Below are 24,014 nucleotides of genomic sequence, written 5' to 3'. Positions count from 1 at the left end.
ATTTTAACTCGGAGGCTACTTATGTTTAATGAGAATATGACGACCGATATAAAAGGTCCAAACCATGTAGCGATCATCATGGATGGAAACGGCAGATACGCTAAAAGCCTTGGATTACCTCGAGTAAAAGGGCACGAACAAGGCATGGAGACTGTTCGTCGAATAGTTGTAGCTGCGAATCAATTAAATATAAAGTATTTAACGCTATATGCATTTTCTACAGAGAACTGGTCACGCCCACAAAGTGAAGTATCATTTTTGATGAAACTTCCTGGAATTTTTATGAACAAATTCTTACCAGAATTGATGAGAGAAAATGTAAAAGTAGAGACGATCGGTGAATTTGATGAATTGCCTTTACATACTAAAAAAGCCGTTTCTTATGCGGTCAATAAAACAAAAAACAATACGGGTTTAACGTTAATTTTTGCACTAAATTACGGTGGTAGAAATGAAATTGTACGCGCTGTAAAAATATCGCAAAAGACGTTGAAAGAGGGACTATAGAGTCATCAAATATTACTGACGAAATGTTCAGTACGTATTTATATACAAAAGATTATCCAGATCCGGAATTACTCATTCGAACGAGTGGGGAATATAGAATTAGTAACTTTTTATTATGGCAAATATCGTATAGCGAATTATATTTTACAGATACGTATTGGCCTGAATTATCTGTCGAAGAGTTCAATTCTATTATCGAAAGTTATTGTAAAAGAGACCGAAGATTTGGTGGGTTAAAGGAGGAACGTCACGATGAAAACTAGAGTTATTACAGCAGTTGTCGCGTTACTCATTTTTTTACCTCTTGTAATCTACGGCGGTATTCCATTTTTAGCGCTCGTATACTTAATGTCTTTTGTCGCTTTATACGAAATCTTAAAAATGAACCGAATCCATATTTTCAGTGTGCCGGGTATTATGTCGATTCTCGCATTGTTTTTAATCCTCGGACCAAATTCGACATTTTTGCCAACAGTTGAAGCATACCGTTTAAATTTACTCATCGGTATTGCACTCATTATGTTGTCGTTTACAGTTATATCTAATAACCGATTCTCGTTTGTCGACATGGGATTTTGTGTCATGAGTGTCGCTTATATAGGTATTGGATTTATGTATGCCTATGAAACGAGAAATGCTGGTCTGATTTATTTAATGTACGGACTTTTAATCGTATGGACGACCGATACAGGTGCCTATTTATTTGGTCGCGCCATTGGTAAGCGAAAATTATGGCCGCGTATCTCACCAAATAAAACGATAGAAGGTGCGCTCGGTGGACTATTTAGTGCTGCAGTTCTTGCAGTAATATTTTCACTGACAGGTCTTTTAGATAACAATATGTTTTCACTCGTCGTTCTAACGGTGATTTTAAGTGCATTTGGTCAAATGGGAGATCTCGTTGAATCTGCATTAAAGAGACATTTTGACGTCAAAGATTCAGGGACAATTTTACCTGGCCACGGTGGTATTCTAGACAGATTCGATAGTTTTATATTCGTTCTACCGTTAATGAATATACTACCGATAATTATTTAGAAGGTGACTTTATGAAAAAAATATCGATATTAGGTGTGACGGGTTCAATTGGAACTCAAACGCTAGACGTCATAAGACATAATAGCGATAAGTTTTCTGTAGAAGCAATTTCTGCAGGTCGAAATATCGAGATGTTAAGACAAATTATTACAGAGTTTAAGCCGAAACTCGTATCAGTCATGGATGAACGAGATGCGACATCTTTAAAAGGTGAGTTTACAGATGTGACATTTACGTACGGAAATGATGGATTAGTTGACGTTGCGACATATGACGCAGATATATTAGTGACTGCGATATTAGGAAGTGTTGGACTCGTTCCGACGTTACGCGCAATTGAAAAGGGGCGTAAAATCGCTCTAGCAAACAAAGAAACACTCGTCGCAGCAGGTGAAATCGTCATGAAACATGCGAAACAGTACAGTGCAGAAATTATTCCTGTCGATAGTGAACATTCCGCAATTTTTCAATGTTTAAACGGTGAAAAACTCTCTCAAGTTCGTCAGCTCATTATTACTGCGTCAGGCGGAAGTTTTAGAGATTTAACACGTGAAGAGTTAAAATACGTCACGAAAAAAGATGCGTTAAACCATCCGAACTGGTCGATGGGTCAAAAGATTACGATCGACAGCGCAACGATGATGAATAAAGGTTTAGAAGTCATCGAAGCACACCACTTATTTAATATGCCAATTGAAAAGATAAAGACGCTAATTCATCGTGAAAGTATTATTCACTCGATGGTTGAGTTTACGGATAATAGTATAATCGCTCAACTTGGAAATAGTGATATGCGTACGGCGATTCAATACGCGATGACGTATCCAGACCGTATTTATAAAGACAATCCGCTGGGTATCAATACGTTGTCGACACTTAACTTTGAACCGATGGACTTTAAGCGATTTAAGATGATTCAACTTGCGTATGATGCGTTAAAAGTCGGTGGAACGATGCCAGCCGTTATGAACGCAGCGAATGAGTATGCAGTGAACAAGTTTTTAAACGATGAAATTACATTTTTAGAAATAGAAGATATCGTTGAATCGAGAATGGCACACCATGAGGTTGTACAAAATCCAGACCTCGAAACGATTTTACATTATGATAAGTTATATAAGGCAGACTGGAGGGTTTAACTGTTGGTAGGTATTTTATCTTTTATAGTCGTATTTGGTGTACTCGTTACAGTACATGAACTCGGTCACTTATACTTCGCAAAACGAGCAGGCATCTATTGTCCAGAATTTGCGATTGGAATGGGGCCAAAACTATTTTCATACAGCCATAACGACACGTTATATACTATTCGTTTATTACCAGTCGGGGGATACGTTCGTATGGCGAGTGCGGATATGGAAGTGAACCCTTTAAATAAAGGGATGAGCATCGCACTAAAATTAAACGATTCAAACGAAATTACACACGTATTATTAGATGATAAACATAACTTTAGCGACATCGAAGCGGTTGAAGTTATCGACAACGATTTCGTTGAAAAAATGACGGTGACAGCAAATCGCTATAGCGATAATAATGTCGTCACGTACACGCTCGCAAAAACAGCATATTTAGTTGAAAACGGACAATTAGAGCGTATCGCAAGCTATGATGAACGTTTTGAGTCAAAGACGCCGTGGCAACGATTTTTAACATTATTCGCAGGACCATTATTTAACTTCTTACTCGCATTTGTGTTATTTATCTTTTTAGCTTATGTTGTCGGGAAAACAGTCGATACACCGATTGTCGGTGAAGTATCAAGTGGATCTCCAGCAGAAGAAGCGGGGATTGTCGTCGGTGACGAAGTGAAAGAAGTCAATGGTCAAGTCGTCAGTGACTGGACAGAAATGACACAAACGATCGCAGCAAAAGGTGGAGAAGATAAACCGATTACGTTTACTGTTGAAAACGATGGTAACGTCCGTGAAGTTGACATCGTGCCGATGATTGAAGAAACAGAGACTCCAACCGGTGACGTTGAGAAACGATTAATTATCGGTGTACGTCAGATGATGGCAGAACCTAAAAATATTTTTGAACCGATTCTGTGGGGTACTGAAAGAATGATTGAAGTGAGTACGATGTTACTCACGTTACTCGGTCAACTGTTCTTATCGATATTCCAAGGTGAGTTTACATTTGATATGTTAAACGGACCCGTCGGTATTTATAAAGTGACAGAATCTGTCGCACAGCTTGGGATTATTAGTTTAATCGCATTTACTGCGATGATTAGTGTAAACTTAGGGGTAATGAACTTATTACCAATTCCAGCACTTGACGGAGGAAGAATATTATTCGTCTTATACGAAGCGATATTTAGAAAACCGGTAAATAAAAAAGTTGCAATGAATATTCAAATTGCCGGTGTATTATTCGTTATAATGATTATGATCTTAGTGACATGGAATGACATCAAAGTATTTTTCTTAGGGGGATAATTGAATGAGACAATCAAAAATGTTTATACCAACGCAGCGTGAAGTACCAGCTTCTGCTGAAAGTTTAAGTCACCAGTTAATGTTAAAGTCAGGAATGATTAAACAACTCGCGCGCGGGGTGTATACGTACTTACCAATTACAAAGCTCGTACTACAAAACATCGAAAACATCGTACGTGAAGAGATGAACCGTATCGATGGGAACGAAGTTCAAATGCCAGTACTCGCACCGAGAGAATTATGGGAAGAGTCTGGTCGCTGGGAGAAATATGGTAAAGAGTTAATGCGTTTAAAAGACCGTCACGACAGAGACTTTTTACTTGGACCAACACATGAAGAAGTCGTCGTAGACTTAGTGAGAGACGAGTTACGTAGTTATAAACGTCTACCACTCACGATTTACCAAATTCAAACGAAATTCCGTGACGAACTACGCCCACGCTTTGGATTATTACGTGGAAGAGAATTCATTATGAAAGATGCGTATTCGTTCCACGTCGACCAAGAATCACTATCTAAAACGTATCAAGATATGTATAACGCATATGAAAAAATATTTACACGTCTCGGTTTAGATTTTAGAGCAGTTGAAGCAGATAGTGGTGCAATCGGTGGGTCACACACTCACGAATTTATGGCGCTATCTGAAATTGGTGAAGATACGATTGTATTCAGTGAAAATAGTGACTACGCAGCAAACATCGAAAAAGCAGCGTGCTTACGTCCTGAAGAAAAAAGTAATGATGCAGAAAAAGAAATCGAAAAAGTAGATACACCGAACGTAAAATCATGTAGTGAACTTGCTGATTTACTCGGCATTGATTTAAAAGAAACGACGAAAACGATGGTCGTTAACGTCGACGGTGAATTTAAAATGATCGTACTTCGTGGAGATCACGAGTTAAATACGATCAAATTAAAAACATTCTTTAATTCAAATACAGAGCCAGAGCTTGCAGATGAATCAGATATTTTAGAAATTTTCAATGCACACCCAGGATCACTCGGACCAGTTAACAGTAAAATTCCTGTATATATCGATTATCAAGTAGAAGTGATGAAGAACTTCCCAGTTGGTGCGAATGAAGATAACTATCACTTTATCAACGTGAACTTAAAAGACGTTGAGGTCGAAGACTTCGGAGATTTCAGATTCATTACTGAAGGTGAAATGGCACCAGACGGTAGCGGACCAGTGAAGTTTAGAGAAGGTATCGAAGTTGGACAAGTGTTCGAGCTAGGTACTGAATACAGTGAAGCATTAAATTTAACAGTGTTAAACGAACGTGGCCAAAGTGTTCCAGTATTAATGGGATGCTATGGTATTGGTATTTCAAGAGCTTTATCAGCAATCATTGAAAAATACCACGACGAAAATGGAATAATGTGGCCGAAATCTGTCACTCCTTTTGACGTACACATCGTCATGATGAACGTTAAAAAAGAAGAGTTCGTAAATCCAGCTGAAGAATTATACGATTCACTATCTAAACAATATAAAGTGTTACTCGATGACCGTGATGAGCGTGCGGGTGTTAAATTTAACGACTCAGACTTAATCGGTATTCCAGTAAGAGTTGTCGTAGGGCGCGGTATTAAAGATGGTGTCGTTGAAGTGAAATTTAGAAATAGTGAAAAAACGCACGACGTGAAACTCGAAGACTTAGAATCATTTATAAACGAACATTATAACTAACAATACTACAGCGTAAATCGAGAGATTTACGCTTCTTTTTGGAGAGATGCTTTGTGGATTACAACCGGCAATTTAACATACTCTTACAACAGACAAATATAGAAGACAATGAACAGTTAACTGGTGGGGAACTTAGAAAAGTAATCGTCGACGACAAAACGCGTGAATGGGAGTTTCATATTCATTTTGAAACGCTCATCGATTACGCGGTATTTGCGTTTTTAAAGCAAAAAGTCGAAGAGACGTTTCGAAATATCGCAACGGTTCGCCTAAGAGTACATGCAGATGAATTCGAAGAGCGAGACGTTTACGAGTATTTAAACGAAGTGCTCGAAAATATCGAAGTGACTGAAAACTTTAAGCGCCAAATTAACAATTCAAAAATTATGTATAACGATGACACTTTAAAATTTAGTTTTACGAGTGACGTCACTAAAAAATATTTTGAACGACAAATTAAAAACAATTTAATTTTAGAATATCGTTCATATGGCATCCTCATCTCAGACATCGTGGCAGATGTAGATTTTGATGCACAAACTAAAAACGATGAAAAACTCGATCAAAAAATAACGAATCATACTGAGAAGTTATTAGAGCAACATAAAAAAGAGAAAGAAAAAGAAGTATCGAAGCCTAAAGAAATCGTTAAGCAAATTGGTAAAAAACTTACGTTTGATGGCGTAAGAAAGATGTATACGATTGAAGATGAAGAATATAACGTCCGATTAGAAGGTGTAATTTTTAGCAAAGACGTGATACATACACGTACTGGGAAACAAATTTTAAATATGAAAATTACAGACTACACGGATAGCATTCAAGTGAAACGTTTCGGTAACAAAGAAGAAGAAACTAACGTATTCGAAGCGCTGAATAAAGGGGACTGGGTGATCGTTGAAGGTAATATTGAGTACGATGACTTCGCAAAAGACCTCGTCATGAATTTACGTGCGTTAACGATTACTAAACCACCTAAACATGAAGATGATAGTGAAGAGAAGCGTGTCGAACTTCATCTTCATTCGATGATGAGTGCGATGGACGGTGTGACGACAATTGAAGATTATATTGACCGTGCGGTTGAATACGGACATCCTGCACTTGCTATAACAGATCATAACAACGTTCAAGCATTCCCGAACGCATATAACTATGCTAAAAGTAAAGGTTTAAAAATGCTTTTCGGTATGGAAGCGAATATCGTCGAAGATAGTGCGAAACTCGCATTTAAAGATAGTCCAGTGCGATTAGAAGACGCGACGTACGTCGTATTTGACGTTGAGACGACAGGGTTATCTAGTAGATACGACAAAATTATCGAACTCGCAGCAGTGAAAGTACATAATGGTGAAATCATCGACCGTTATGAAAGCTTTATTAACCCGCATGAACCATTATCAGAGGTCATTAAAAACTTAACAGGTATTACAGATTCGATGTTAGAAAACGAACGTGAATTTGAAGATGTTCTCCCTGAATTTAGAGAATGGGTCGGGGATGCGATATACGTCGCACATAACGCGACGTTTGACATGGGGTTCATCGATACGGCATTTACTAAACTGGGTTTTGGTCCGTCAGAAAACCCAGTGATTGATACGCTTGAGATTACGAGAGTACTCAATAAAGACTTAAAGCGTCATAACTTAGCAGCACTCGCAAAACATTATAACGTCGAACTCGTTAGTCATCATAGAGCGATCTATGACGCAGAAGCGACAGGGTTTATTTTTATAAAGATGTTAGCACAGTTAAAGAATGCTGGTATTGAAACACATCAGGATATTAATACGCTCGCTAGGGACGATGCGTTCAAGTTAAGTAAGCCGAGTCACGCGACGATCTTAGTCAAAAACCAAATTGGTTTAAAAAACTTATTTAAAATTGTTTCAGACAGTTTAACAGATAGCTTTTACCAAGTACCGCGCGTGAGAAAACACTTTTTAGACGCGCACCGTGAGGGGTTAATTATCGGAAGTGCGTGTGATAACGGAGAAGTGTTTAGAACGTTATTAGAAAAGTCATATGACGATGCACTTAAAAAAGCACGTTACTATGACTATTTAGAAGTGTTCCCGAAAGACTTATATGTTCATCTCTATGAGCGCGAGTTAATTCGAGATGACGATATGTACGAAGAACTCATTCATAACATGATTAAAATCGGAGACGAATTATCGATTCCAGTCGTCGCGACAGGAAACGTACATTATCTCGATAAAAAAGATAAGATTCGTCGCGAAATTATCATTAAAGGAAATCCTGGGAATCCGTTATCCCGTCAAACGTTACCGGAAGCTCATTTTAGAACGACGACTGAAATGCTTGAGGACTTTTCGTTTTTAGGTGACGAACTTTCACGAAAAATTGTCATTGAAAATACGAACGAAATTAGTCGTTCAATCGACGAAGTCGAAGTTATTAAAAATGGATTATTCACACCAGAAATTGAAAATGCAAACGAAGAAGTTAAGGAGTTAACGTATTCAACAGCAAAAGAAATCTACGGTGATCCGTTACCAGAAATTATCGAAGCACGTTTAGAAAAAGAGTTAAACAGTATTATTTCAAACGGGTTTGGCGTCGTGTATTTAATCTCACAAAAGCTCGTTAAAAAATCACTCGATGACGGTTACTTAGTAGGGAGTCGTGGTTCGGTCGGTTCAAGTTTAGTTGCGACGATGATGGGAATTACTGAAGTGAACCCGATGCCGCCGCACTATATTTGTCCGAAGTGTCAGCGTAGTGAATTTTTCGACGACGGTAAATATAACTCAGGATTTGATTTACCTGACAAAAAGTGCGAGAAGTGTGACGTCGAATTCATTAAAGAAGGCCAAGACATTCCGTTCGAAACGTTCTTAGGATTTAAAGGGGATAAAGTACCAGATATCGATTTAAACTTTAGTGGAGAATACCAAGCGACGGCACATAACTACACGAAAGAACTATTCGGTGTAGACTACGTATACCGTGCAGGAACGATATCAACTCTCGCAGATAAAACTGCATTCGGATATGTGAATGGGTATATGAATGATCACGGCCTTCATAAACGTAAAGCAGAAATCGATAGGCTGTCTAGTGAAAGTGAAGGGATTAAACGTACGACTGGTCAGCACCCAGGTGGAATTATCGTTATCCCAGATTCGATGGACGTCTTCGACTTTACACCGATTCAATATCCAGCAGACGATACGTCGAGTGAATGGCGTACGACACACTTTGATTTCCATAGTATCGACGAAAACGTCTTAAAACTCGACATACTCGGTCACGTCGACCCGACGATGATTCGTATGCTCGAAGATTTAACGGGCGTGGATCCGAAGACGATTCGAATCGACGACGAAGATACGATGAAACTATTTGAAGGTCCAGAGGTACTCGGTGTAAGTCGAGATGACATTATGAGTAACACTGGAACGTACGGTGTACCTGAATTCGGAACACCATTCGTTCGTGAAATGTTAGAAGATACAAAACCAAATACGTTTGGCGAGCTCGTTCAAATCTCCGGATTATCCCACGGTACTGACGTATGGCTAGGGAATGCACAAGATTTAATCCGAAAAGGAATTTGTGACATTTCAACAGTTATCGGGTGTCGTGACGATATAATGGTTACTTTAATGTATAAAGGACTCGAGCCGAGTTTAGCGTTTAAAATTATGGAGAGTGTACGTAAAGGACGCGGACTTCAACCAGAGTGGATTGAAGCGATGAAAGCAAACGGTGTCGAAGATTGGTATATCGATTCTTGCTTGAAAATCAAGTACATGTTCCCGAAAGCTCACGCAGCAGCGTACGTACTTATGGCAGTAAGAATTGCGTACTTTAAAGTGCATTATCCTAAAGAATATTACGCGACGTATTTAAGTGTACGTGCAGCAGACTTTGATTTAATGACGATGACAAAAGACAAGTCGACGATTCGTACGCGCGTCAAAGAGATGAAAGACAACTACAACGAATTAACAAAAAAAGAAAAAGATTTATTAATCGTTTTAGAGATTGTAAATGAGATGAGACATCGAAATATTAACATGCTACCAATTGATATTGAAAAATCTCATCCAGAGCACTTCATTATAGAAGGCGATGCTTTAATCCCACCGTTTACTGCCGTACCAGGACTCGGGTTAAGTGTTGCTAGAAATATTGCTGAAGTGAGAAAGAATGACCACTTTATCAGTAAAGAAGATTTAAATAAAAAAGCTGGAGTATCTCAAAAAGTGATCGATTATTTAACAGAACTTGGAAGTTTAGATCATTTACCAGATAAAGCACAGCTTTCTATATTCGACTTATAAATAATGATGTGTTATAATTAACTAGAAATAAAATGTTGTGGATTTGGAAAAGAGCGCACCATCGTGTCCGCTCTTTTCTTATGTTTTAAGCGAGGTGAACGTATCGGTGAATAAAAAAGAATTACACATATTTGAATTAGCAGAACCGGTTGTAGAATCATTGGACTACTCATTAATTGAAGTGGAGTACAAAAAAGAAGGTAAAGATTGGTTTTTAAGATTTTATTTAGACAAACCAGGTGGAATTACGTTAGATGATTGCGTACGTGGCAGTGAAGTACTTGCTGAAAAATTAGACGAATGGGATATTATCGACGGTCATTATTTCCTCGATGTCTCTTCACCAGGTGCAGAGCGTCCAATCAAAACTGAAAAAGATTTAGAGACGACATTAAACAATGGTATTTATGTAAAAACATACCAGCATATCGATGGTGAACAAGAATGGACAGGAATACTCACAGAGTACGATGACAGTTCGGTAACGATTAAGTATCGCGATAAAACGCGCGAAAAGACTGTAACAGTCGATCGTGACAAAATTGCTGTAATTCGTAAAGCTGTATTAGTTTGAATGGAGGAATAGTAGTGAATCAGGAATTACTGAATGCAATAGAATATATTCAAAAAGAAAAAAACATCCCAGTAGAAGTACTCGTTGAAGCGATTGAAGCGGCACTTTTAACTGCGTATAAAAGAAATTATAAAGAACATAAAAACGTCCGTGTAGAAATTAATATGGACACAGGAAACTACCGCGTTGTATCTAGAAAAGACGTCGTTGAAGAAGTAGAAGATGACACAGCAGAAATCGATCTACTCACAGCGAGAGAATACAACCCAGCATATGAAGTCGGTGACCCGTTTGATGAAGACGTGACACCTTCAGACTTTAACCGTGTCGGTGCACAAGCTGCGAAACAAGCAGTTATGCAAAGAATTCGAGATGCTGAACGTGAAATTTTATATGAAGAGTTTATCGACAAAGAAGACGAGTTATTAATCGGAACAGTCGATAGAGTCGACAGTCGTTTCGTATACGTCACACTTGGTAACACGGATGCTGTATTACCAGAATCAGAGCGTATGGCAAATGAAGTTTATAAAACTGGCGATAAAATTCGCGTCTATTTAAACAAAGTAGAACAAACGACACGTGGACCACAAATTTACGTCTCACGTACACATCCAAATCTTTTAAAACGACTCTTCGAAGAAGAAGTTCCAGAAATTTACGACGGAACAGTTCTTATTATGAGTGTCGCAAGAGAAGCTGGCGAACGTTCTAAAATTTCAGTATACGCTGAAAACGAAAACGTCGATGCAGTTGGGTCATGTGTTGGTGCAAGAGGTGCCCGCGTTGAAGCAATCGTCGACGAGTTATCAGGTGAGAAAATCGACATCGTATTATATGACAAAGATCCTAAAGTATACGTTAAAAACGCATTATCACCATCAGAAGTTGTCGACGTAATTATTAATGAAGATGAAAAATCAACGACAGTCGTTGTACCAGATCACCAGTTATCACTCGCAATTGGTAAACGTGGTCAAAACGCACGACTCGCTGCGAAGTTAACAGGCTGGAAGATCGATATCGTTTCAGAATCTGAATTTAACGGTGATACTGAGGCAGAAGAAACTTTAGTAGAAACTGAAGTAGAAGAGTAGAGGTGTGACGTCTATGGCACGAAAAATTCCGATGAGAAAAGATATTTTATCTGGTGAAATGTTTAAAAAACAAGATCTTATACGAATCGTTAAAACGAAAGACGGCGAAGTATTTGCAGATGAAACTGGAAAGAAAAACGGTCGTGGTGCCTACGTCGTCAAAGATTTAGAAAAAGTAAACGATGCACGTGACAAAAAGGTTTTAGAAAGTAAACTCGGTGTATCAACAGAGGTGTTAGACTCAGTGTATGACGAAATTATTCGTCTCATATACCGCGAGGATATTCCGAAGCGATGAATAAAGAGTTAAATTTACTCGGACTTGCTACACGTGCAGGAAAAGTAATTAACGGTGAACCTCTAACTTTAGATGGTATTAAACGTAAATCAGTGAAACTTGTTTACTTAGCAAGTGACGCTGGGAATAGTACAAAAAAGAGAATACGCGATAAAACAACAACTCAGTCAATTCCTTTAATTGAAGATTATACAAATCACGAGCTTTCACAAAGCACTGGATCATATAACCGAGTAGTACTCGGTGTGACAGATGATGGCTTTAAAAAGAAGTTGTTAGAGTTGAATGAGAAAGGAACGTGATTCAATGAGTAAGATTAGAATTCATGAATACGCGAAACAACATAACTTACAGAGTAAAGAAGTTATAAATACTTTAAACGAGAGTGGAAAAGACTTTAGCTCTCATATGCAAACGTTAAACGATGATGACGTTAAACTATTAGACCAAAAGTTTGTTAAAAAAGAAAAGAAAAACGACAAACCAAAACAAAACAAAGATAAAAAACATAAACATAACAATAAAAAGCAAGACAACAAAAAGAACGTAAACAAAAAGAATGATAAAAAGAATAAACAACAAAAGCAACAACCAAAACAACAAGATAAACCTGTAAAAGAAGCTAAAGCAGAGGTTCAAGGTGAAAAGACGTTTACGTATGAAGAAGGAATTACTGTCGGTGAGCTTGCTTCAAAAATTAATGTCGACGCATCAAAGGTCGTTAAAGACTTATTTATGCTCGGTATTATGACAAACATCAACCAAAGTTTAGATGACGAAGCGGTTGAAATCGTCGCAGATAACTACGGTTATACTGCTGAAAAAGAAGAAGTTATCGACGACACGGACCTCGATATTTACTTCGATTTAGAAAACGAAGAGTTAACTGAAGAGCGTCCAGCGATCGTAACAATTATGGGACACGTTGACCACGGAAAAACGACGCTACTTGACTCAATTCGTAACGCAAACGTAACGAGTGGAGAAGCGGGTGGAATCACTCAGCATATCGGTGCGTACCAAATTCATTGGAACGGTAAAGATATTACATTCTTAGATACACCAGGACACGAAGCGTTCACGACGATGCGTGCACGTGGTGCTCAAGTGACAGACTTAACAGTACTTGTCGTCGCTGCAGACGACGGTGTAATGCCTCAAACAATCGAAGCGTTAAACCACGCTAAAGCTGCAGAGACTCCAATTATCGTAGCAGTAAACAAAATCGATAAACCAACAGCAAATCCTGACCGCGTCATGACTGAACTCGGTGAACACGGATTATTCCCAGAAGACTGGGGTGGAGATACGATCTTCGTACCACTTTCAGCATTAACTGGTGAAGGAATCGATGATTTACTTGAAATGATTACGTTAGTCAGTGAAGTTGAAGAGTTAAGCACAAAATCTGACCGCGATGCAATCGGTACAGTAATCGAAGCAGAGCTCGACAAATCACGCGGACCTGTAGCGACGCTACTCGTTCAGCACGGTACGTTACATGTTGGAGATTCTTTAGTTGTCGGAAACACGTTCGGTAAAGTACGTGCGATGACAAACGACTTAGGTGAAAGAATCCAAACAGCTGGACCATCATTACCAGTCGAAATTACTGGTTTAAACGATATTCCACAAGCTGGTGACAGATTCGTCGTCTTTGAAGACGATAAAAAAGCACGTTCTATCGGTGAAAAACGCCGTGAAGACAAAATTATGCGCGACCGCGAATCTACAAACAAAATTAGTTTAGATAACTTATTTGAAACGCTAAAAGAAGGCGAGTTAAAAGACTTAAACTTAATTCTTAAAGCGGACGTTCAAGGTACAGTAGAAGCACTTGCAGCGTCACTCATGAAGATTGATGTTGAAGGTGTAAATATCCGAATTATCCATACAGGTGTTGGAGCAATTAACGAATCAGACGTTACACTCGCAAACGCATCGAACGCGATTATTATCGGATTTAACGTACGTCCAGATGCAAACGCACGTCGTACAGCAGAAAACGAAAAAGTAGATATTCGTCTACACCGCGTAATCTATAAAGCATTAGAAGAAATCGAGCAAGCAATGAAAGGGATGCTCGACCCTGAATACGAAGAAGAAGTCATTGGGTACGCTGAAGTACGTCAAACGATTAAAGTATCTAAAATCGGTACAATCGCTGGTTCTTACGTGACTGAAGGTAAGATCACTAGAGACGCAGGCGTTCGTGTGATCCGTGAAGGTGTCGTTATCTTTGAAGGTGAGCTTGATTCACTGAAAAGATTTAAAGACGACGCAAAAGAAGTTGCTTCAGGATACGAATGTGGGATTACGATTAAAAACTTTAACGATATTAAAGAGGGCGACCAAATCGAAGCGTTCCAAATGGTTGAAGTTAGGAGAGTTTAATTATGGCTAAGCGTAATGACCGAGTTGCAGAAGAAATTAAAAAAGTAGTGACTGAAGTCATCGACAACGAAGTGATGGATAAAGAACCATCGTTAAAACTCGTTACAGTGACTGAAGTTGAAGTTTCTGAAGAGCTTGAATATGCGAACGTATACTTTACGACCTTAAACGAAAATAAAGCAGAAGTTGAAGATATTTTAAATAAATATCGTGGGTTACTCCGTTCAGCAGTTGCAAAAAATATTCGTTTAAGAAAAGCACCAGAAATCTACGTGAAGTACGATCAATCTGTCGACTACGGTAGCAGAATTGAAGACTTATTAAACCAAATTAAAAACGAAGACAAATAATATGAGCGGCGATTCGTCGCTCATTATTTTTTTATGAATAGATAAGTGGTATATTTATAATTAAATAATTGTATGGAGGAAACAGATGTCAAACAATTTTTGGTTTTTAATGTACTTAGTATTTCTCGGATTATTAGTAATCGGAATCGATGCATTATTTTTCAATTTACTACCGACTAAAACATTTGGTTCGGCATTTTTATCACTCGTATTTATCGTTGTTATTGCTGGGCTCTTTGTCTTTTTATATGAAAAAATATTTAATCGAAAAAAGTAAGAGGTGTCACAATGTATAGTGGAGTCATCTGTGTGGACAAACCAAAAGGTATGACAAGTCATGACGTCGTTATGAAAGTTAGACGTAAATTACATATGAAAAAAGTCGGTCATACAGGAACGTTAGATCCAGATGTGACGGGCGTGTTACCGGTTGTCGTAGGAGATGCGACGCAATTGACTGAAGTGTTACAAGAAAGACAAAAAAGTTATACAGCAGTGGTAACACTCGGGTTTTCAACGACAACTGAAGATTCTGCAGGTGAAAAATTAAAAACGAGCGACGTCTCACATATCACAAAAGAAATGATCGACGACGTTATTGAAAACTTTGAAAGAGATTATAATCAAACAGTACCGATGTATAGCTCGGTGAAAGTAAACGGTAAAAAGTTATACGAATACGCACGAAATAATGAAGTAGTAGAAAGACCGAGCCGCGTCGTAACGATTTATCGTTTAGAACGTACTGGAGTTATTACGTTTCGCGATACGATAGATTTTCAAATTGACGTAACATGCTCAAAAGGTACATACATTCGTACGCTCGCTGTAGACATCGGTCGTAAACTCGGTGTTGAAGCACATATGTCGTATTTAAGAAGAACACAATCGTGTGGGTTTACTGAAGATGATGCAGTCGAGTTAGATACGATTAGTGAAGCGTCGATTATTCCGATTTTAGAAGTTTTAAGCGATGAATATACCGTCGAACTATTCGATGAACTGAAAGATCGTGGGCCATTGTTTAAAATTTCAAATGGGCAAAAGATGAGTCAAAATGATATGATGAAACTAACGAATAACGAAGACGTAGAGACAGTTTTATTTGTTAAAAACAACCGACCAATCGGTTTGTATAAAAAACATAAAGAAAACGAATATAAACCGTTTAAAATGTTTCTTACGTCAAATGACTTGTGAGGGCTTTATGAAAACATATCGACTATATTATTCAAATGATTTATCTATAGAAAACGAACCAATCGCATTAGCGCTCGGTTTTTTTGATGGACTGCATCTCGGACATCAACAAGTGATCGACACGATGATTGAAATTGCTGAAGAAAAAGGGTTAAAAAAAGCAGTGATGACGTTTGATCCACATCCTTCTGTCGTATTAAATCCGAAAATGCGACGTACGACGTACATTACGCCGTTAAAAGAAAAAGAAGAGATGCTAAAAGCAAAAGGCATCGATTACTTATTTGTCGTAAACTTTTCAAGTGACTTTGCAGCGTTATCTCCAGATACGTTTGTGAAAGAGTATTTAATCTCTAACAACGTGAAAGAAGTAATCGCAGGGTTTGATTTTTCATATGGGCAGTACGGTAAAGGATCGATTACGACGTTAAAGACATACGACGAATTTAACACGACTAAAGTACTTCCGATAAACGAAAACGAAGAAAAAATTTCGACGACAAAAATCCGAGAACTTCTTTTAAGTAATAAGCTAGAAGAAGCAAATAAAATACTCGGAAGACCGTATCAAATTAACGGTGTCGTCGTTCAAGGTGAAAAGCGCGGGCGAACAATCGGATTTAGAACAGCAAACATCGAACCGAGCGGGCCGTTTTTACTACCGTCACTCGGAGTGTATGCTGTTACGATGACGATTGGTGCAGATGATACGATTTATAGAGGTGTCGCATCGATTGGTAAAAAGCCGACGTTCCACGAAGATTATAAAGTGACGATTGAAGTGCATTTAATTGATTTTGACCGTACGATATACGGTGAAGAAGTGTCAGTGTATCTTCATAACTATTTACGTGGAGAAAAGAAATTTGACGGTTTAGATGATTTAATTGAAGCGATGACAATCGATAAAGAAAACGCCATACAGTTACTTGAAAAATTCGAGTAAATCGCGTATAATTATTTAAGTGCGATATCTTGGTCATTAGACACCCTAACTTTTGACTCAGATATTAGCGAATATTTAATAAAAGGGAGGACATGACTATGTCAATGTCAAAAGAAAGAAAACAACAATTAATCGAAGAATACCGTGTACACGAAACGGACACTGGATCTCCAGAAGTTCAAATTGCAGTGTTAACTGAAGAAATTAACACATTAAACGCACACTTAAAAGTACACAAAAAAGACCACCATTCACGTCGCGGACTTTTAAAAATGGTTGGTCGCCGTAAGCACTTATTAAACTACTTACGTGAAAAAGACGTTACTCGTTACCGTGAGTTAATTAAAAAATTAGGTTTACGTCGTTAATAGAGAGAGCATACCATTTGGTATGCTTTTTTTTATATAAATTAGTCGTTAAAAATGGTATCATAAAGAGAAGTATGTAGAGGAGAGAAATTATATGATAGAAACTAAGAAAACGTTTCAAACGGAGTGGGCAGGACGTCCACTAATCGTTGAATACGGCGAAGTAGCCAAACAAGCAAATGGTGCAGTTCTAGTACGATATGGAGACACAGTTGTCTTATCGACAGTGACTGCTTCTAAAGAACCAAAAGATATGGACTTTTTCCCACTAACAGTGGCGTACGAAGAGAAATTATACGCACGCGGTAAAATACCTGGTGGATTTAATAAACGTGAAGGGCGTCCGAGTGAAGCGGCGACACTTGCGAGTCGTTTAATCGACCGTCCAATTCGTCCACTTTTCCCAGACGGATTTAGACACGACGTTCAAATTATTTCGACAGTACTTTCTGTTGATCCAAACAACTCACCTGAAATGGCAGCGATGCTCGGTTCATCGATTGCTTTATCAGTTTCTGACGTACCGTTTAATGGACCAATTGCTGGTGTACGTATCGGTATTAAAGACGACGAATTCGTCATTAACCCAGATGTTGAGACGTTAAACAACTCTGTATTAGAACTTGATTTAGCAGGAACGTTTGACGCAATCAACATGGTTGAAGCAGGTGCAAAAGAAATACCTGAAGATAAAATGCTCGAAGCAATCCTTTTTGGACATAAAGAAATTAAAAAGTTAGTCGAGTTCCAACAAGAAATCGTCGACTACGTAAATCCTGAGAAAATGGCATTTGAACCTCCAGTTGACGACGAGGACATTCAAAAAATCGTCGATAGTCAACTCGAGCAGTTTGATATTGAAGAGTGTGTATTAACAGTTGATAAGCACGAACGTGATAATAAATTATCTGAAGTGAAAGAAGCAATCATCGCTCTTCTCGATGAAGAAGACGAAGACTTCGAAGCGAACGAAAAAGAAGCGAAACGTTTATTTAACGATGCGGTATTTAATACAGTGCGTCGTTTAATCACTGAAGATAAAATCCGTCCAGACAGAAGAAAACCGGATGAAATTCGTCCGTTAAACTCTCAAGTCGCACTTTTACCTAGAGCACACGGCTCTGGTTTATTTACACGTGGACAAACACAAGTATTATCTGTTGCGACGTTAGGAAGTTTAAGTGAGCACCAAATTATCGACGGACTCGGTGAAGAAGAAGAGAAACATTTCATGCATCACTATAACTTCCCACACTTCTCTGTCGGTGAAACTGGGCCACTTCGTGCTCCAGGACGTCGTGAGATTGGTCACGGTGCGTTAGGTGAACGTGCACTTAGCCAAGTCATTCCTTCACAAGAGGAATTCCCGTATACGATTCGCGTCGTATCAGAAGTTTTAGAGTCGAACGGTTCTTCATCTCAAGCGTCAATTTGTGGTGGAACACTCGCATTAATGGACGCAGGTGTACCAATTAAAGCACCAGTTGCTGGTATTGCGATGGGTATGATGATGAATGGTGACAACTATACGATTCTTTCAGACATCCAAGGTATGGAAGACGCATTAGGTGATATGGACTTTAAAGTTGCAGGTACTGCGAAAGGGATTACTGCAATTCAAATGGATATTAAAGTCGACGGATTACGTGAAGATATTTTAGAAGAAGCGTTAGAACAAGCGCGCGTTGGTCGTCTACACATTTTAGATAACATGTTAGCGACAATCGAATCACCAAAAACAGAGTTATCACCATACGCTCCGAAGATTGAAACGATGACAATCAACCCAGATAAAATTCGTGACGTCATTGGACCTGGTGGTAAACAAATTAACGAAATCATCGATGAAACTGGCGTAACGTTAGATATCGAGCAAGACGGTACGATCTTTATCGGTGCTGTCGATCAAGAGATGATCGACAAAGCACGTAAGATTATCGAAGACTTAACGCGTGAAGCAAAAGTTGGAGAAATTTACATGGGTACAGTAAAACGTATTGAAAAATTCGGTGCGTTCGTAGAGTTATTCCCAGGTAAAGACGCACTCGTTCACATTTCTAACTTAGATCACGCACACGTTAAAAACGTAGAAGACGTGTTAAAAGTTGGAGATGAAACTCTCGTTAAAGTAACAGAAATCGATAAGCAAGGACGCGTAAATGCATCTCGTAAAGCGTTAATTGAAAAGAAAGATAACGATAAAAACAAAAAGAACAACGAGGAGGGATAAATCGTGGCAAAAGAAAGAAAGCGTGACGCGAACGTAAAAATCATCCCACTCGGCGGTGTTGGAGAAATTGCTAAAAACATGTACATCGTTGAGGTAGACGATGAAATGTTCATGCTAGACGCGGGGCTAATGTTTCCGGAAAACGAAATGTACGGTGTAGATGTCGTTATACCGGACATTACGTACGTGAAAGAAAATATCGACCGTTTAAAAGCGATATTTATCTCGCATGGTCATGCAGATTCAATCGGTGCATTACCGTATATTTTAGAAGATATCGACGTACCGATTTATGCTTCAAAACTGACGATTGCTTTAATTAAAGAATCGTTTAAAGAATTAAATATTCGTAAAAAACAAAAGTTCTATACGATTAATAGTGAATCAAAAATGAACTTTAAAAATGCAAGTTTTGAATTTTTCGAAACGAGCCATAGTATTCCAGATTCTTACGGATGCTCAATTAAAACGAAGTACGGTTCAATCGTCTATACTGGAGAATTTAAATTCGATCAAAGTCTCGAAGGAGATTACGGATTTAACGGTGCGAAGATGTACGACTTAGCTCGTGAAGATGATTGTCTCGTGTTAATTAGTGATTCTACGGAAGCAGAAAAGCGCGGATATAATACACCTGAAAATATTATCGAAGAGCAATTATTAACGGATTTCTTAAAATCTAAAGGGCGCATTATCGTGTCACTTTATGCATCAAACTTCGTACGTATTCAACAAGTGTTAACAAACGCACATAAAGCAAACCGTAAAGTGACGTTTTTAGGTAAGACGTTAGAAGCATCGTTTAAAGTCGCAAGAAAGCTCGGATATTTCGATATTCCTGAAGGGTTACTCGTTCCGTCACATCAAATTAAAAACTTCCCAGATAATGAAATTGTCATTATCGCAACTGGTAAACAAGGGGAACCATTCGATGCACTGACAGAGATGTCAAAAGGAACGCATGAAGTGACAAACATTAAAGAAAACGATGAAGTGTATATTTTAACGACGCCATCGTCAAACATGGAAGTCATTTTATATTCAACGTTAAACGACTTAACTAAAGCAGGAGCTAAAATTTACTTACCGACAAGTGGAATTCACGCGTCGAGTCACGGTTTAAGTGAAGAGTTAAAAATGATGTTTAACATATTTAAACCGAAATATTTTGTTCCTGTTCAAGGCGAATATAAAAACCAGATCGCTCACGCAAAACTTGCTGCTGAAGCAGGAATCGATCCAGAAAATATTTTCTTACTTGAAAAAGGTGACGTCGTCAGCTATGACGGAAAAGAGATGTACTATCAAGAAAAAGTACATGCAGGTAACGTCTTAATTGACGGTAGAGGTGTCGGAGACGTTGGTAACATCGTCTTAAGAGACCGCCGTATATTAAGTGAAGACGGTATATTCATTGCGGTTGTTACGATCGATCGTAACGAGAGAAAAATTAAAGCCGGACCTGAAATTCAAAGTCGTGGCTTTGTCTACGTCAAAGAAAGTGAAGAGCTATTAACGACTGCTGAAGCGATTGTAAAAGAAGTCGTTGAAGATTCTATTCAATCAGGAAACTTAGACTGGAATGACTTAAAACAAGACGTGAGAGAAGCGTTACTTAAGTTCTTATACGAAAGTACGAAACGTCGTCCGATGATTATACCAATCATATCTGAAATATAAGAAAGAATTTTGGAGATATTATATTATAGTATCTCCAAATTTTTTAGGAAGGAGTTTGTAATGGCGAAAAAGAAAGCAACGCGTCGTAAAAAGAAAGATGAGCGCCAAACCTATTATGCGTTAACGAGTTTTATCACATTATTACTTGTCTTTATATCTCTGTTTCAACTCGGTAGTTTTGGTGAATATATCGATTCAATATTTACGTACCTGTTTGGAACGAGTAAATATTTTACGTACTTAATCATTACATTGACGAGTATTTACGTCGCCATGAACCGTAACTTCCCATTCACAAAGCGCATGTTCGGTTATATTTTGCTACAATTTGGACTGATTTTTTTATTCCATAGTGTGCTTTACTTAACGAACAAACCACTCATTAACAATTTTTATAGTTTTGATGAAATAAAAAATACGATCGCTACGACAGGATTTAAAAATTTCACCGGTGGTGGAATTATCGGTCAAGTACTATTTACAGCGATGAATAACACGCTCAGCTTTATCGGTACAGTTTTACTTGCTGCTGTGTTTATTTACTTTTCGATTATTATGATTCGAAATAAAAGCGTCGAAGAACAACTGCGTAAAGATTTTTCTCGCGTCGGGAAATTATTATCAGTGACGGGTAAAAACATCAATAGTAAAACGTCTGAAATCATCGAGAAAAATAAAGAAAAACGCGCGAACAAACCAGAGAAAATAGAGAAGAAAAAAGCGAAGAAAACTAAAGTTGAAGATCCAATTATCGAGTCTTCAAGTCATGATGATATCGAAGAAGAGGTCGAAGAAACAGTATATGAACCTGAAATTGTCGGCAGTGATGATATCGACAGTGACCTCGTTGAAACAAAAGATGAGACTGTTGATTTAGAGTACGAAGAAGAGGAACTCGATGACTCGATTGAAGACGTCGAAGAGAATACTCCACTCGACGAACTAGACGAAGAAGAAATTAAAGAGCTTCTAGAGTATAAAGTACCACCGATTACACTACTAAAAGATGCTGAAGTATCAGAGAAGATGTCAAATGACGTCGTGTTAAAACAAGGTAAAGTTTTAGAAGAAACACTTCATAACTTCGGTGTAAAAGCGAAAGTTTCAAAAATTAGAATCGGTCCAGCTGTAACACAGTTTGAAGTGCAGCCGGATATCGGCGTAAAGGTTAGCCGTATTATTAATTTACAAAACGATATTGCACTGTCGCTTGCAGCAAAAGATATTCGTATCGAAGCACCGATTCCTGGTAAATCAGCTGTCGGTATTGAAGTGCCGAACTCGGTCGTTTCTATGGTTACATTACGTGAAGTCATGAAGCGTAAGACGAGTACAAACCCACTAGAAGTTGCGCTTGGTAAAGACATTTCTGGTGCACCGATTATGGCAGAGTTAAACAAGATGCCACACTTGCTCGTTGCTGGGTCTACAGGAAGCGGTAAATCCGTATGTATTAACGGTATTATCATTTCGATTTTACTTAACGCAAAACCACATGAAGTGAAATTAATGATGATCGATCCAAAAATGGTGGAGTTAAACGTCTATAACGGTATTCCACATCTACTAAGTCCAGTCGTGACGAATCCACAAAAAGCAGCGGACGCTTTACAACGCGTCGTTAACGAGATGGAACGTCGTTATGACTTATTTAGTGCAACGAATACTAAAAACATTTCAGCGTATAACAATTACTTAGAACGTACAGCTGAAGATAAAGATAAAGTATCTAAAATGCCGTATATCGTCGTCATCATCGATGAGCTTGCAGATTTAATGATGGTCGCAAGTAAAGACGTTGAAGCGAGCATTACGCGAATTGCACAAATGGCACGTGCTGCAGGTATTCATTTAATTATCGCTACACAGCGTCCATCTGTTGACGTTATTACAGGAATTATTAAAGCAAATATTCCGTCACGTATTGCATTTGCCGTCAGCTCAACGACTGACTCTCGTACGATATTAGACTCTGGGGGTGCAGAAAAACTCCTAGGTAAAGGGGATATGCTCTTCTTACCATCTGGTAGATCAAAACCAGTTCGTGTCCAAGGGGCATTTTTATCAGATGAAGAAGTGAACGATGTCGTCAATTACGTCACGAGCCAGATGAAAGCAAATTACGATAAGTCGGTCATATTAAATCAAAAAGAGCCGAAAAAAGAAGAAGTTGAATCTGAAGACGAATTATACGGAGAAGCGAAATGGTTCGTCATCACAGAGCAGCGTGCAAGTGCAAGTCTACTTCAACGACAATTTAGAATCGGCTATAACCGTGCAGCGCGTCTCGTTGACGATTTAGAGCGTAACGGTATTATCGGACCAGCAAGTGGTTCAAAGCCGAGAAACGTACTCGTCACAGAAGACGAAATGGATGAGAGGGAGAGTTAGTATTGGAAATTAGAAATGAACGATTAAATAACATTCCAATCGTAACGATCGATACAAATAAATTTAAAACATTCACGTTACGCGTTACATTTAGAAATGAGTTGGAAGTAAACACTGTTACAGCGAGAAATTTACTTGCTCGCATGATGGTAAAACGTACAAAGACGCATAATAGTGAAGCGGCACTCGTACAATATTTATCAGAATATTACGGTGCTCATCTAACGTATCAAACGTCAAAAGTTGGGACGAGTCATCTCGTCCACTTTACGTTAGAGTTTGTAAACGAACGTTTTATAAAAGAAGATTTAAACATATTAGAACACATGTCTAAATTATTAAATGACGTGTTAACGACACCATTCTCTTACGATGAAGAAACGTTTAAATTTTTAGAAAAAGAAAAACGACTCTATAAAAACCGTCTAAAAAGTATGATGGATAACAGTATGCAGCGCGCATATACAGGTTTATTAAAAGAGATG

The 24,014-nt window shown here is 38.3% G+C and carries 18 protein-coding genes and 2 pseudogenes; all 20 read left to right on the top strand.

Annotated elements, in window-relative coordinates:
• Window positions 1-21 precede the first annotated feature (21 nt).
• Window positions 22-770 (top strand): annotated as a pseudogene (locus TJ68_RS08900) (isoprenyl transferase).
• Complete coding sequence (locus tag TJ68_RS05390) at window positions 760-1,545, top strand: phosphatidate cytidylyltransferase (protein WP_040929141.1); 786 nt, start codon at window positions 760-762, stop codon at window positions 1,543-1,545. Before TJ68_RS08900 ends, TJ68_RS05390 begins: the two are co-directional and overlap by 11 nt.
• 11 nt (window positions 1,546-1,556) lie before the next feature.
• Window positions 1,557-2,684 carry a 1-deoxy-D-xylulose-5-phosphate reductoisomerase gene (dxr, locus tag TJ68_RS05385; protein ID WP_040929140.1) on the top strand — a complete coding sequence of 376 codons (1,128 nt, stop codon included), beginning with the start codon at window positions 1,557-1,559 and terminating at the stop codon, window positions 2,682-2,684.
• On the top strand, window positions 2,685-3,989 hold the full coding sequence (locus tag TJ68_RS05380; RefSeq protein WP_040929139.1) for a M50 family metallopeptidase: 1,305 nt from the start codon (window positions 2,685-2,687) through the stop codon (window positions 3,987-3,989). It abuts the gene before it with no gap.
• A 4-nt stretch (window positions 3,990-3,993) separates the two neighbouring features.
• A complete protein-coding gene (locus tag TJ68_RS05375) occupies window positions 3,994-5,685 on the top strand; it encodes a proline--tRNA ligase (protein WP_040929138.1) in 1,692 nt (563 codons plus the stop codon).
• 53 nt (window positions 5,686-5,738) lie between these two features.
• Window positions 5,739-10,001: a PolC-type DNA polymerase III gene (locus tag TJ68_RS05370; RefSeq protein ID WP_040929137.1), complete on the top strand. Its 4,263-nt coding sequence runs from the start codon at window positions 5,739-5,741 to the stop codon at window positions 9,999-10,001.
• A 106-nt stretch (window positions 10,002-10,107) separates the two neighbouring features.
• Complete coding sequence (rimP, locus tag TJ68_RS05365; protein WP_040929136.1) at window positions 10,108-10,575, top strand: ribosome maturation factor RimP; 468 nt, start codon at window positions 10,108-10,110, stop codon at window positions 10,573-10,575.
• Window positions 10,576-10,589: 14 nt separating this feature from the next.
• The gene (gene nusA, locus TJ68_RS05360; protein WP_081643675.1) at window positions 10,590-11,672 is read left to right on the top strand and encodes a transcription termination factor NusA; all 1,083 of its coding nucleotides are present in this window, start codon (window positions 10,590-10,592) and stop codon (window positions 11,670-11,672) included.
• Between the two features lie 13 nt (window positions 11,673-11,685).
• Complete coding sequence (gene rnpM / locus TJ68_RS05355; RefSeq protein ID WP_040929135.1) at window positions 11,686-11,970, top strand: RNase P modulator RnpM; 285 nt, start codon at window positions 11,686-11,688, stop codon at window positions 11,968-11,970.
• Window positions 11,967-12,272 (top strand): L7Ae/L30e/S12e/Gadd45 family ribosomal protein, encoded by a 306-nt coding sequence (locus tag TJ68_RS05350; protein WP_040929134.1) that lies wholly within the window; start codon window positions 11,967-11,969, stop codon window positions 12,270-12,272. The genes rnpM and TJ68_RS05350 overlap by 4 nt, the downstream gene beginning before the upstream one ends.
• 4 nt (window positions 12,273-12,276) lie before the next feature.
• Window positions 12,277-14,364, top strand: a complete 2,088-nt coding sequence (gene infB, locus TJ68_RS05345) for a translation initiation factor IF-2 (protein ID WP_040929177.1) — start codon at window positions 12,277-12,279, stop codon at window positions 14,362-14,364.
• A 2-nt stretch (window positions 14,365-14,366) separates the two neighbouring features.
• Complete coding sequence (gene rbfA, locus TJ68_RS05340) at window positions 14,367-14,714, top strand: 30S ribosome-binding factor RbfA (RefSeq protein ID WP_040929133.1); 348 nt, start codon at window positions 14,367-14,369, stop codon at window positions 14,712-14,714.
• A gap of 85 nt (window positions 14,715-14,799) precedes the next feature.
• Window positions 14,800-14,991, top strand: a complete 192-nt coding sequence (locus tag TJ68_RS05335; RefSeq protein ID WP_040929132.1) for a hypothetical protein — start codon at window positions 14,800-14,802, stop codon at window positions 14,989-14,991.
• Between the two features lie 11 nt (window positions 14,992-15,002).
• Window positions 15,003-15,914, top strand: a complete 912-nt coding sequence (gene truB / locus TJ68_RS05330; protein WP_040929131.1) for a tRNA pseudouridine(55) synthase TruB — start codon at window positions 15,003-15,005, stop codon at window positions 15,912-15,914.
• 7 nt (window positions 15,915-15,921) lie between these two features.
• On the top strand, window positions 15,922-16,860 hold the full coding sequence (gene ribF, locus TJ68_RS05325) for a riboflavin biosynthesis protein RibF (RefSeq protein WP_040929130.1): 939 nt from the start codon (window positions 15,922-15,924) through the stop codon (window positions 16,858-16,860).
• 98 nt (window positions 16,861-16,958) lie between these two features.
• Window positions 16,959-17,228 (top strand): 30S ribosomal protein S15, encoded by a 270-nt coding sequence (gene rpsO / locus TJ68_RS05320; RefSeq protein WP_040929129.1) that lies wholly within the window; start codon window positions 16,959-16,961, stop codon window positions 17,226-17,228.
• 94 nt (window positions 17,229-17,322) lie between these two features.
• Entirely contained in the window at window positions 17,323-19,458 is a 2,136-nt protein-coding gene (gene pnp, locus TJ68_RS05315) for a polyribonucleotide nucleotidyltransferase (RefSeq protein WP_040929128.1), read from the top strand.
• 3 nt (window positions 19,459-19,461) lie between these two features.
• Complete coding sequence (locus TJ68_RS05310; protein WP_040929127.1) at window positions 19,462-21,138, top strand: ribonuclease J; 1,677 nt, start codon at window positions 19,462-19,464, stop codon at window positions 21,136-21,138.
• A gap of 60 nt (window positions 21,139-21,198) precedes the next feature.
• A complete protein-coding gene (locus TJ68_RS05305) occupies window positions 21,199-23,529 on the top strand; it encodes an FtsK/SpoIIIE family DNA translocase (RefSeq protein WP_040929126.1) in 2,331 nt (776 codons plus the stop codon).
• A gap of 2 nt (window positions 23,530-23,531) precedes the next feature.
• Window positions 23,532-24,014: pseudogene (locus tag TJ68_RS05300) on the top strand (EF-P 5-aminopentanol modification-associated protein YfmF); the annotation flags it as partial.

Source organism: Nosocomiicoccus massiliensis (assembly GCF_000438455.1).
In the GTDB taxonomy this organism is placed as follows: domain Bacteria; phylum Bacillota; class Bacilli; order Staphylococcales; family Salinicoccaceae; genus Nosocomiicoccus; species Nosocomiicoccus massiliensis.
Note: the sequence above shows the minus strand (reverse complement) of the source record. Positions and strands in the feature narration are given on the sequence as shown.

What these genes read in the sequence shown, in the direction of transcription:
- TJ68_RS05390 (WP_040929141.1), top strand. Translation starts at nt 760, where the DNA reads ATGAAAACTAGAGTTATTACAGCAGTTGTCGCGTTACTCATTTTTTTA.
- dxr (WP_040929140.1), top strand. Translation starts at nt 1,557, where the DNA reads ATGAAAAAAATATCGATATTAGGTGTGACGGGTTCAATTGGAACTCAA.
- TJ68_RS05375 (WP_040929138.1), top strand. Translation starts at nt 3,994, where the DNA reads ATGAGACAATCAAAAATGTTTATACCAACGCAGCGTGAAGTACCAGCT.
- rnpM (WP_040929135.1), top strand. Translation starts at nt 11,686, where the DNA reads ATGGCACGAAAAATTCCGATGAGAAAAGATATTTTATCTGGTGAAATG.
- TJ68_RS05350 (WP_040929134.1), top strand. Translation starts at nt 11,967, where the DNA reads ATGAATAAAGAGTTAAATTTACTCGGACTTGCTACACGTGCAGGAAAA.
- infB (WP_040929177.1), top strand. Translation starts at nt 12,277, where the DNA reads ATGAGTAAGATTAGAATTCATGAATACGCGAAACAACATAACTTACAG.
- rbfA (WP_040929133.1), top strand. Translation starts at nt 14,367, where the DNA reads ATGGCTAAGCGTAATGACCGAGTTGCAGAAGAAATTAAAAAAGTAGTG.
- TJ68_RS05335 (WP_040929132.1), top strand. Translation starts at nt 14,800, where the DNA reads ATGTCAAACAATTTTTGGTTTTTAATGTACTTAGTATTTCTCGGATTA.
- truB (WP_040929131.1), top strand. Translation starts at nt 15,003, where the DNA reads ATGTATAGTGGAGTCATCTGTGTGGACAAACCAAAAGGTATGACAAGT.
- ribF (WP_040929130.1), top strand. Translation starts at nt 15,922, where the DNA reads ATGAAAACATATCGACTATATTATTCAAATGATTTATCTATAGAAAAC.
- rpsO (WP_040929129.1), top strand. Translation starts at nt 16,959, where the DNA reads ATGTCAATGTCAAAAGAAAGAAAACAACAATTAATCGAAGAATACCGT.
- pnp (WP_040929128.1), top strand. Translation starts at nt 17,323, where the DNA reads ATGATAGAAACTAAGAAAACGTTTCAAACGGAGTGGGCAGGACGTCCA.
- TJ68_RS05305 (WP_040929126.1), top strand. Translation starts at nt 21,199, where the DNA reads ATGGCGAAAAAGAAAGCAACGCGTCGTAAAAAGAAAGATGAGCGCCAA.